Here is an 11,023-nt window from a genome sequence, read left to right as displayed (position 1 = left end):
GTGGATTTCAAGGCGTCGCCGGTATCCGAGCGGTCGACCGTCGTCGCCCTGTTGCTGCTGACCTTCGCCACCGGATTGGCCGACGCGATCAGCGTCTTGGTTCTCGGCCACGTGTTCGTCGCCAACATGACCGGCAATGTGATCTTCCTTGGCTTCTGGCTCGCTCCGCGAACCAACATCGACTTGACCGCGGTTGTGGTGGCGCTGCCCACCTTCGTGATCACCACCATCCTCAGTGGCCGGCTGACCCGCTATTTCGGTAGTCGGACGCGCCCATGGATCACTACCGTCTTGTCGTTGGAGCTCGTGTTGCTGATCGTGTTGTCGATCCTGGCCGGCTCCGGTGTGCTGCGCTATCACGACGACACCAAACTGATCGTGATCGGCTTTCTCGCCGTGACGTTCGGTCTACAGCATTCGAGCGCTCGCCAGTTCGGTATCCAGGAGCTCTCCACCACCGTGTTGACGGCGACGATCGTCAGTCTCGGTATGGATAGCCGACTGTCCGGTGGTACGGGCGCGCGTGAAAACCTGCGCCTTACCGTCGTTTTGACGATGTGTGCCGGTGCGTTCGCCGGCGCGACGATCTCCCGGTTCGTCATCGCCCCGGTATTTAGCCTCATCGCGGTCCTGGTCGCGCTCAGCCTGCTGATCTTCCGGTTCGGGCCTCCCGCGACCGAACCCGCGGCGGCCGCGACGGCCGAGCCGGCCGACGGTTAGTTGAAGGCCAGCCAGCTGGGCAGGGCGCGCTCGTGCGAGTCGCAGAGCACCTGGCGGGTATCGCAGGACCCGCGCGGTGAACCCGCCCCGGCCCACATGCCGCCGGTGTCGCGGCGCAGCACGATCGCCGACGAGCCGCCGCCGTCGAGCAGGATCGCGGTATCGCTGCCCAGACCGCGGAACAGATCCTGCATGTTGTCCGGGGTGTAGCTGCCGCCCTCGAAGATGTACATCTCATCGCGCTGCTTCACATAGGCCAGGGCCGTTCGCGCCGCGCTGGGACCGCCGTCATGCAGCTGTTGAGTTTGGCCGGGGCCCAGCAGCCCGATCCCGGAGACCGCCACGAACTTCTCGTTCTTGTTCAGCAGGTCCTCCACCACCGGGGTGGCGGAGTCGTAGTCGCTCTTGCTCCTGGGCCACACCACGTACGGCGCCGCCCCCGTCGGCAGGATCATCGTCGTCAGCGACGACCAGCTCTCGCCGCCGCCCGACAGGCCCTGTTTGCCCGGATACACCGCGGTGCCGGTGACCGCCTGGTTGGAGCGGCCCTGGCCGTTGGTGTTGTCCACGAACGCACCCAGCGGCGAGCTGCAGCCGGTGGTGCGCCAACTGCCGCCCTTCTGCCCGCGCACATCGAAGAAGTTCGCGTTGATCGCGATGGTCGGCTGCCCCATCCGCAGCCACGCCTGACGCGGCTCGTAAAGCTCGGAGGCCTGCCACAACCCCTCGCCGGTGCGGGCCCCGGCATTGTGCTCGCAGCGCGCCTGGTCACCGCGATGCGTGTCGACCAGCAGGTGCGGCGCGAGACGCCCCGCCGCGTTCTTGATGATCATCAGGTGGCCGCCGTTGTTCATCTCGTACCAGCGACCGCTGGCGTCCATCAGCGGGGTGGGGTGGCCGGGGCCGAAGTTGTAGACCAGATACGAGCCCTTGGTGGCGCCGATCGCACTGGCCAGGAGTTCGCGGGCGTCAGCGGCGTGGGCGACGGGTGAGGCGAGGGTGCTCGTCAACAGGGTGCAGGCGAACATCGCCGCGAGGCTTGCCGCCAGTCGGCGCAACCCGGTGCGTCGTGTCAGCACGGCAGCCCTTTCGGCACTTATGTGGATGCAACATTCAAAGCATCAGTCACAATAGCCCCACTGTCAACATAAATAACAAACGCGTGACACTTAGGCCGCGTCCGAATTACGTTTGCTCGCTTACGCTTTCGGGTTCAGGTTCGCTGGGGTCCGGGTCGGCGGATTCGCCCGAACTTGCGCGCTTGCCCTTGCGCGCCTGGTGTTGGGATTGGTGCACCTCGGCGATCGCGACGCCGATGGCACCAGGTATGCGGTGGAACCCGCTGCGGTCGTACATGCGCGTGACGATGCCGCCCACCAACAGGCCGATCACCAGCCCGATCGACGTCATCAGCAACGCCTGCGTGAGGCCGGCCTGCCCGTCGCCGTTGAGATACAACAGCGACCGCACGCCCAGGAACACCTGGTGCATCGGTTCGAACTCGGCCAGCCAGCGGAAGAACGGCGGCACCGCCTCCAGCGGGACGGTGGCGCCCGCCGACGGCAACCCGAGGATCACGAAGACCAGCATGCTGAACAGCAGGCCCATCGAACCCAGCACCGCGATCAGCGAACTCGATGTCACACCCACCGCGACGATCGCGAAGACGCCGTACGCCCACAACTCCCAGCCGCGGGTGATCGGCATGCCCAATCCATGGGCAATGGCCAGATAGACACCCGAGGTCAGCAGCGCCAGCACCAGCATGATGCCCCACTTCACCAGCAACGTGCGGAAGCGAGAGATGTTGGCCTGCTCGGCAAATCGATACACTGGGCCCCATTCGGCCGGCACATATCCGAGCAAGGAGTCCACCAACGTCGACACGACGATGCTGCCGGTGAACCCGGCCAGCAACAACAGCAATGCGTAGTAGAACGCGGACAGTCCATTGCCCGTGCCGTTGGGCAGCGGGTTGTACACGGCCGACTTGATGTCGATCGGGCTGGCCAGTCCGGCCTGCGCCGCTCCGGTCAGCGGTGCCCCGCCGGTCTGCTGCGCGACTTCGGACGAAAGATACTGTCCCACTTTGGTATTAGCGGCGACCATGGCCTGGTTCAGCGTTTGTCCGGCAATGCCGGCACCCAACGTGCCCGCTCGCGGGTTGGTGAAGATCGTGACGGAGGGCCGCTGGGCCTTGGTGGGCATCACGGCGCTCTCGCCGTACTCGCGCAAATTCGACGAGAACGTCGGCGGGATCACCAATTCGCCGTACGCCTGCGCCCGGTCCAGCAGCCGCTTGGCCTCGTCGTGCGAAACCACCCGGATGTCGAATTTGTCCTTATCCAGCGCGGAGACCAGGCCGTCGACGATCTTCGGGCCGGCGGTGCCGGCGTCTTCGTTCACCACGGCGATCGGGAAATGACGCAGGTTCGTGGTCGGATTCAAGATGCCGCCGAGATACAGCGCGCACAGAGCCGACATCAGGGCCAGCGTGGCGCCGATCGGCAACGCCCAGAACTGCACCGTCTTCAGTGCTTTCGCGTTGTGCTTCGGGTTCGGCACCGCGTGTCGCGGTTGGGCTTTCGACATCCCCGCTCCTGTCTGTCATGCCCACTCTATTGGTCTAGCCGCCCAGGTTTGCGTGCATCTCCCAGATCAGTAGCTCCGTCGGTTCGGTTGCCGTCAGCCGCGGGCCGTCGGCGTCGGTGAGCCGGGCCGCGTCGCCTTCGGTGAGTTCGCCGGCCCCGTCCAGCGTGAGCCGGCCGCGCGGCAGGAAGACGTGCAGGTAGGCCGCGTTGGGCGCGGTCACGGCGTCGCCGGGTTGCAGCCGCGCGACGTGTAGGGCCGCGTCGCGGTTGTGTAGCGAGATGGCCGCGTCGTGCCCGGGTATGCCCGAGGCGATCGTCACAAGATCGGCACCGATGTGGCCGATTTCATGCTGTTGGTAGCCGGGGGAGATGCCCGTTTCGTCGGGGATCACCCACATCTGAACGAAATGTACTGGCTGCGTTAACGAATCGTTCTTCTCCGAATGCAGGATCCCATTGCCGGCCGACATGCGTTGCGCCAGGCCAGGATAGATCACACCGTGGTTGCCGGCCGAATCCTGGTGTGTCAATTCGCCTTCCAGCACCCACGTCACGATCTCCATGTCGCGGTGCGGGTGGGTATCGAATCCACTCTGGGGCGCGACGACGTCGTCGTTGTTCACCACCAGCAACCCGTGGTGCGTGTTGTCCGGCTCGTAGTGATCGCCGAACGAGAACGAATGTCTCGATGTCAGCCACGGCGTCGTGGTGACAGCCCGGTCGACCGCGCGCCGAATCTCGAAGTGGGCAGCCATGGCTTCAGCGTAATCAGTCTCCTCAGGCCACCCCGGCGCCCAACAGCCCCTGCGCGTGCCGCAGCGCGGCGTCGAGGGTGGGCATCGTCAATCCGGCCGGGCCGCCCAAATGGATCTCGATCTGGTATTCCGGCTGCCCGTGCTGGCCGAAAATCGGCAGCACAACGAATTCTGTTGATGCCAAGTCTGTTTCGAGTGTGTCGGTGATCGATTGCAGCGTCACCATGGTCATCAGCGTGGTGAGCTGACGGGTGACTTGCGCGGTCGGCTCGAGCGACGCGAGCACCCCGGCCAGGCGATGGTGCAGCGATTGGTGGGTGTCGTCGAACCGCCAGGCGCCGTAGCCGCGGTTCCGGATGTCGGCCAGTACCCGTTGATGCTGCGCGATTTCGGTGCGCGTCAGCCGCGGCTGCACCCGCTGCAGCCAGGCGGCGACGAAATCGTCTTCGCGCCAGGCCATCGCGACCAGCCCGAACGGCGGATCGATCGGGAAGCGCTGACCGACGGCGTGCTCGCCGTCGGTGCCATGCCCCACCGCGTCGACGGTGGTCAGATGGCGGTCGCCGATCTTGGACATCGAGCAGCCCGCGCCGAGGGTGTGGTGCAGAAAGGTCAGCGCATCGCGGCCGCGATCCAGCAGCGGGAACTGCGTCCGCAGCCCGTGCACCAGCCCGAACAATCCGCTGCCCAGGCAAAAGCGGCGGTCGCCGCGCCGGGTGACCCAGGACCGGCGTTCCAGCTCGGCCAGTACCAGCGCACAGGTCGAGGTGCTGATCCCGCAGGTCTTGGCCAGCTCCGCCGAGGTCCGCCCGTGCGGCGAATCCGCCAGTGTGCCAAGCACGTCCATCACCCGGGTGGTCGGCGGCGATTTGGCGGTTGACGCGCTCATGCCCGGCTCCCTAGCATCCGTCCAAAATGTAAGAATAGCTGTCCTAATATTAGGAGATAAGGTGCTGAAGGTGGGAGTCTGGGGGCCGGGTTCGATGGGCGTCATCGCCCTGCGAGGCGTGATCGACCACCCCGAGCTGCAATTGACCGATCTCGTCGTGCACAGCGATGCCAAAGCGGGTCGCGATGCCGGGGAACTGTGTGGAATCGCGCCGGTCGGCGTGCTGGCCACCCAGGACCCGGCGGCAATGCTGGCCGGCGAGGCGGACGCGGTGGTGTACGCCGCCGGTGCGAACCTGCGGCCGCTCGACGCCGTGCAAGACATGGTGTCGATCCTGCGGGCCGGTAAGAACGTGGTGTCGTGTTCGGTGGTGCCGCTTGTCTTTCCCGAGGCCGTCGATCCGGCGTTCACCGATCCGTTGCGCCAGGCCGCGCTGGACGGCGGGGTGTCGTTCTTCACCACCGGCATCGACTCGGGCTTCGCCAATGACGTTCTGCCGCTGGCGCTTACCGGTGTCTCGCGGGTCATCGAATCGGTACGCGTGACGGAGATGTTCAACTACGCCACCTACCCGGACCAGGTCGCGGTGTACGAGATCCTCGGGTTCGGCAAGCCGCCGGAGTATCCGGCGTTCGCCGCCCAGCCGGGCGTATTCAGCTTCGGCTGGGGCCCGGTGCTGCACCAGCTTGCCGCGGGGCTGGGCGTCAAGATCGACAACATCGAGGAGAGCAACGAACGCGTCGCGGCCGACGAGTCTTTCGACACCCCGACAGGGCGCATCGAGGCGGGGACGATCGCGGCGATGCGCTCGACGCTGACCGGATACGTCGGAGACAAGCCAACTTTCGTCGTCGACCACGTGACACGTATGCGCGACGACATGGCCGGAGACTGGCCTCAGCCGCACATCAGTCTGGCGCCCAAGGACCTCGGCTTCGGGCCGGCGACGGGCCGCGGTGTCTATCGCGTCGAGATCGAGGGCTCGCCGAGCATGCGGTGCGAATTCGAGATGGCCGAGGACCACGACCACGATCTGGGTGCGCGCATCGCGGGCGCCTCGCGCATGGTCAACGCCATCCCCGCGGTGTGCGCGGCCGCGCCCGGACTGCTGTCCGCACTCGACCTGCCGTTGATCACCGGGACGGGTCTGGTCCGTTCGGTCGAAGGTCCGTCACCGGATAGCCGCCTCTTCACATGAGGCCATGACGTAGGTGAGGTATCGCGAACGAATTCCTCTATGCCCCGACCGGTTTCATCGATAGGTGCTAGTCGCCAGCCTAGTTGTTTGGTGGTGGTTGGGGTTGGAAGGGTTGGTACCACCATCATTGGGCGCGTTCGCCGGTGGGTCCGGGGCATGGTGGGACATCGGGCGGGGCATGATTCGGCGGGCGCGCAAGTGATCCTGGACGGAGCCGTCGGCCGGAGGTGTCGGTGATGGTGAGGTCGTCGGCGGGTCCGGTGATGGTGATGACGCCGCGGTGGTGGTACGGGCATAGCAGTACCAGGTTGGCCAACTCGGTGGGTCCGCCGTCTTCCCAGTGGCGGAGGTGGTGTGCGTGCAGACCGCGGGTGGCGCCACAGCCGGGGACCGCACACGTTCGGTGGCGGTGCTCGAGCGCGCGGCGAAGCCGCCGGTTGACGGTGCGGGTCGCGCGCCCGGCGCCGATCACCTCGCCGTCACGTTCGAACCACACCTCACAGGTGGCATCACAGGTCAGGTAGCGGCGTTCAGACTCGGTGAGCAGCGGACCCAGATGCAGCGCGGCGGCACGCTGCTCCACATCGACATGCACCACCACAGTGGTGTGCTGCCCATGGGGCCGGCGGGCCGCCTCGGCATCCCAACCCGTCTCGACCAGGCGCAGAAACGCCTCCACACTGCCCGGCACCGGCGGCACCGGCGGCACCGGCGGAGCCGTCACCGTGATCGTGCTTCCACTCGGCCATCAGCGCATCACGATGAGACGCCAACGCCACATCCAGGTGCCCACGTGTGATCCGCCAACAGCTGCCCTGATCATCGGAGGTTTTGGTGATCGAGGCCCGCCGATCCGGTCGGGACTCGGGTTCGGGTCGCGGTTCCAGCTTGACCGCGGTACGCAACTGGTGCACCGTCGCCACCGCGGCCAGCTCCGCATAGTGCGCATCGGAGCCCTCGCCCGCCCGCGCCGCGATCACCCCCACCTGATCCAGCGACAGCCGACCCTCCCGCATGCCCGCCGCGCAGCGCGGAAACTCTTCCCACCGGCGCGCCACCGTGGCGATCGTATGCGCATGTGCCGATGACGAGCCGAGCTTCCAGGCCATCAACGCCGCCACCGACCGCGCACCCATGGACCCGCACAGCTCCTCGCGATCGATCTCGGCGGCAATCTCCACGATGCGCCCATCGATCGCGTTGCGCTGACCCGCCAACTCGGCCAACTCGGCGAACAACACCCCAAGCCGCTCACCAGGGCGCGATACAACGGCGCTTGACGATGCGGTCGAAGACATACCCCCATCATCACAGCCAGGTACGACAAATCTCGGCCGCCGATCCGCGCCAGGGTCGCTCCTCGAAGAGGACCTCGTAAGTCGTGTGGCGCGTTGGTTTGTCGCTTTCGCCTAGTGCCCAGGCCGGCAAGCCCCGTTTGCTGAGCGCTATGCCCTCCCGCACTGCTCTGCGTGCAAGCGCAACACCTAGTCGGACGCTGAACAACTCACCATGCCGCGCGCCACGGGCCTCAATTCCGGCTCGGCGCTGACCTTTTCCGCGCGGTGCCGCTTGGCGGCCGAGCTGTTCAGCCAGCAGGCGACGCCACCGACGAGCAGACCGATCGCGACGCCGACATCCGGGCGCTGGCCGAGCATCAGCCAGGACAGCACGGCGGCCGCCGCGGGAATGATGGCGAACAGCATCGCCACCGCCGCCGCGCCGTGAATGCTGATGGCGCGCAGGTAAATACTGACCGCGAGCGTGGCGTTGAGCAGCACCATGCCCGCGATCGCGGCGGCGGCTCTGCCCGGGTCGTGCACGGCGAACGGCGTGAGCATCGCGAACGCAACCGCGGGAATGAAGGCGACGGAGTTTTGCACCGCGCTCATCGTGCGGAAGTCCACCCCCGCGCAGAATCGCTGCTGATACACCCCGCCGGCCGAAAGGCCAAGCAGCCCCAGCACAAGCAGCAGCATGACCGGGTCGACGCCGTGCATGCCCATCAGCCTTCTGGCGCAGGCGGCCAGTACCGCGACCACGCCGAGGACCAGGGCGACGATCCGAAGCCGGCCGAGCGGCTCGCGCAGGAACAGGGTGGCCAGGATGGCCGTCATGACCGGGTTCATCGCGATCACCACCGCGCACAGCACCGCCGGCGCGCCGAGTAGCAGCGCCTCGTACAGGCAGCAGAACTGCACGGCCTGGATCAGCAGGCCGGCGACGATGACGTGACCGAACTGCGCCCCGCGTGGCCAGGCCGCCCGGGCCACCAAGGCCCAAGACGCGAGGATGATCGCAGCGAATCCGAAGCGCAGCACCAGGACGGCCATCGGAGTCATCTCGGCCACCGCCAGCGCCCCGATCGGATATCCGATCGCGTAGGTCAACGTCACCGCCGAGGCGGTGCTCAAGGGCATGCGCGGAAGGTGCATGCCCTCATGGTCGCGAACCGCCACCTGTTCCGTCCAACGATTTTTGACGATCGGGATCGATCACAAACCGTGATCAGATCCATCGATTTATGGGAATATCCAGGTCATCAATCCGAATAATTGATCAGGATTGCTGATCGAACTATGGTTGTGAGCTATGCCTCAGGTACTCGACATCGCGCCGCTGCGCAGCCTCGTCGCGGTGGCCGATTGCGGAGGATTTCACCGCGCGGCCGCGGCGCTGCACTTGAGTCAGTCCGCGGTCAGCCAGCATCTGCGCAGGGTCGAGGGTGTGGTCGGCGAGCCCGTGGTGGAGCGCTCCGGTCGTGGCGTGTTGTTCACCGAAATGGGTCAGAGGGTGCTGCGGCACGCACGCACGATTTTGGCGGCGCACGACGCGGCGCTCGACGACCTCGGCGCGACCGAACAAAAGGTGCTGACGGTTGGCGCCACCGAGCACGGCGCGGACGTGATGCTGCCCGCCCTGACCAGCGTGCTGCGTGAACGCCTTCCCGACCGGCGCCCGCGCTTCCGGCTGGACCGCAACGTTTCCCTGGCCGACGCGATCGACCGGGGCCTGGTGGACCTGGCGATCATGCTCGACGGGTCGGGGCTGGATCGGGGCAATGCGTCGGGAATTGTTCAACTGCAATGGGTTTCAGGGCGCACTTTCACCGTCCAACAGGGACAATCGCTGCCGCTGGTGATCTATGCCGAACCGTGTACATTGCGCGAACCAGCCTTCGCGCTGCTCGAGAAGCAGCACGTCGATTACGAGGTTGTGGCCGAATGTGGTGATCTGGCCGGGCTTTACGCCGCGGTGCGCTCGGGTCTCGGGTTGGCTCTGCTGCCCAAGATCGGCAAGCTGCCTGACGGTGTGTGTCCGGCCGAGGGACTGCCGGTGCCCAACTGCGCTTCGATACTGGTTCGCGGCCGCTCCGGCCTCGACCCGAATGTGCTGAGCACCGTCGATGCCGCCGTGCGCGACGTGCTGGCCGACGAAAAGTGAACGCGGACTTTATGAATTCCCGCCGGGGTAGGTAGCACCGGCCAGCTCGACGATCTCGGCACGATCGGCGGGCAGGATGAAGCCGGACCCGATGGCTTTGTCCAGCGCCGTGGCGAAGCTGTCCAGATACTCCGTCACTCCACCGGGGTAGAGCCGGCGCACGGTGGCTTCGTCGAAGGGTTCGCCGGAGCCGAAGATCGCGGCCATGACGTTCTCCAGCGTCTCTACCCAGGCGCCGGTACCGGACGTGCGGGCGACCGGCACGTCCACCCAGGGGGTCCTGATGCCCCCCTGAGCGATACCGTTGCTATCCAGAATCGGTTGTGGGTCTTCGGTTTCACGCACCTCGATGGGCGGCGCTGCGGGGGCGACCTCGCCGGTGTCGACCCACCTGTTCAGTGACGCTATTGCCGCCTGCACGACGTAGTGGTGTTGGGGCGCGAAGTTGATGTAGTGGTCGAGCTGTTGCCCCATCAGCATGTCGGTCGGCGTGTAGGCGGCGACGATGGCGTCGAGCGGTGCCGAGCCGGTGTCGATGGGAGCGACCAGGATCGTGTAGTTGTCCGCATGTGCGGAGCCGGCGATCTCCCAGACGCGCAGCCGCTCGCTGTCCGGCTGACGCGCGTAGTAATAGCCGACACGGGGGCCGCCGAACAGGTCGGTTTCGGTGATGATCACCAGAAGAGGTACCCGCAGGTCGCAACGGAACCTCACCGCTTGCGTTGTGCTGCTCTGCAATTCGTCGAAGATGGAGCCGCCGTCCAGCGGTGCGGCGGGGCCGAAACGGGAATGCACCAGAAAGCCGTCGTAGACCCGGGCGAGGGGATCGATGGCGTTGACATAGGTGGTGAGGAACATAGCCGACTGCGACTCACCAACGGCGACAACGTGTTCGGCGTGCAGTCCGCGTAAAATGTTGGCACTCCTGACAAGCGCGCCGGTCTGGGAGAAGATGTCGTAGCAAAACGCGTCGCCCGGGTGGCTCAGCGCCGCGTACCGAATCGCATCCTGGCTCTTCAGCGACATGTCGAAGCCGAGCATGCTCGTCCCGCCGTCCACCCCGACCTTTTGGGCCGAGACCGCGACATAGGCGTACCCCGCCCGGATGATTTCGCGGTGCGCCATCATCCACACCGCCGGAGCGTCGATGCCGCCACTGACATTGAGCCACTCGACCAGCACCGTCCCGTTGAAACGCGCCGGATCGGACGGCGTGAGCACCACGATCCGGGTCGTGTAATCGGCCGTGCCGAACGGTGTTACGTCCCATTGGCCGTCGGGGCCCAGCTCGGATTCCGGAGTGTAGGACGAGGCCGTTCCGGAGACGAAGAACTCCTCGGCGACGTAGCCCAGGTCGCCAATGTCGAAGCCGCCCAACAGCAAGGCCGGCTTACCGGACACCGGCGTGATCGTGGGGGACTCCGTCATG

9 protein-coding genes and 1 pseudogene are annotated in these 11,023 nt (G+C 66.1%); 3 read left to right on the top strand and 7 right to left on the bottom strand.

Translation table 11 applies throughout. From position 1 onward, the window contains the following. Positions 1-720 carry a YoaK family protein gene (locus tag G6N55_RS15605; protein WP_232078760.1) on the top strand — a complete coding sequence of 240 codons (720 nt, stop codon included), beginning with the start codon at positions 1-3 and terminating at the stop codon, positions 718-720. Here G6N55_RS15605 and G6N55_RS15600 read toward each other — a convergent pair. From G6N55_RS15600 to G6N55_RS15585, 4 genes are all read right to left on the bottom strand, one after another. Beyond that, positions 717-1,826 (bottom strand): phosphodiester glycosidase family protein, encoded by a 1,110-nt coding sequence (locus G6N55_RS15600; RefSeq protein WP_139826860.1) that lies wholly within the window; start codon positions 1,824-1,826, stop codon positions 717-719. The genes G6N55_RS15605 and G6N55_RS15600 overlap by 4 nt on opposite strands. A 79-nt stretch (positions 1,827-1,905) precedes the next feature. Next, the gene (locus G6N55_RS15595) at positions 1,906-3,312 is read right to left on the bottom strand and encodes a YhgE/Pip domain-containing protein (RefSeq protein WP_085222441.1); all 1,407 of its coding nucleotides are present in this window, start codon (positions 3,310-3,312) and stop codon (positions 1,906-1,908) included. A gap of 34 nt (positions 3,313-3,346) precedes the next feature. Continuing rightward, on the bottom strand, positions 3,347-4,066 hold the full coding sequence (locus tag G6N55_RS15590; protein WP_085222442.1) for a pirin family protein: 720 nt from the start codon (positions 4,064-4,066) through the stop codon (positions 3,347-3,349). Positions 4,067-4,088: 22 nt separating this feature from the next. Further along, positions 4,089-4,955, bottom strand: coding sequence for a MarR family transcriptional regulator (locus G6N55_RS15585; RefSeq protein ID WP_085222443.1), 867 nt, complete (start codon positions 4,953-4,955; stop codon positions 4,089-4,091). Between the two features lie 61 nt (positions 4,956-5,016). On the opposite strand from G6N55_RS15585, the gene G6N55_RS15580 reads away from it, so the two are divergent. After that, a complete protein-coding gene (locus G6N55_RS15580; RefSeq protein ID WP_179968072.1) occupies positions 5,017-6,153 on the top strand; it encodes an NAD(P)H-dependent amine dehydrogenase family protein in 1,137 nt (378 codons plus the stop codon). Between the two features lie 124 nt (positions 6,154-6,277). On the opposite strand, the pseudogene G6N55_RS15575 reads toward G6N55_RS15580, so the two are convergent. Further along, positions 6,278-7,451 (bottom strand): annotated as a pseudogene (locus G6N55_RS15575) (DUF222 domain-containing protein). 186 nt (positions 7,452-7,637) lie between these two features. Continuing rightward, positions 7,638-8,570 carry a DMT family transporter gene (locus G6N55_RS15570; protein ID WP_085222994.1) on the bottom strand — a complete coding sequence of 311 codons (933 nt, stop codon included), beginning with the start codon at positions 8,568-8,570 and terminating at the stop codon, positions 7,638-7,640. 172 nt (positions 8,571-8,742) lie between these two features. Here G6N55_RS15570 and G6N55_RS15565 point away from each other — a divergent pair, with 172 nt between their 5' ends. Beyond that, positions 8,743-9,594: a LysR family transcriptional regulator gene (locus G6N55_RS15565; protein WP_085222445.1), complete on the top strand. Its 852-nt coding sequence runs from the start codon at positions 8,743-8,745 to the stop codon at positions 9,592-9,594. 9 nt (positions 9,595-9,603) lie between these two features. On the opposite strand, the gene G6N55_RS15560 is transcribed toward G6N55_RS15565, so the two are convergent. Next, positions 9,604-11,022, bottom strand: coding sequence for an alpha/beta hydrolase domain-containing protein (locus G6N55_RS15560; protein ID WP_085222995.1), 1,419 nt, complete (start codon positions 11,020-11,022; stop codon positions 9,604-9,606). Position 11,023: the final 1 nt, after the last annotated feature.

The sequence above is a fragment of the Mycobacterium florentinum genome, from assembly GCF_010730355.1.
GTDB classification, from domain to species: domain Bacteria; phylum Actinomycetota; class Actinomycetes; order Mycobacteriales; family Mycobacteriaceae; genus Mycobacterium; species Mycobacterium florentinum.
The sequence above is the reverse complement of the archived record's forward strand: the minus strand, read 5'-3'. Positions and strand labels throughout refer to the sequence as shown.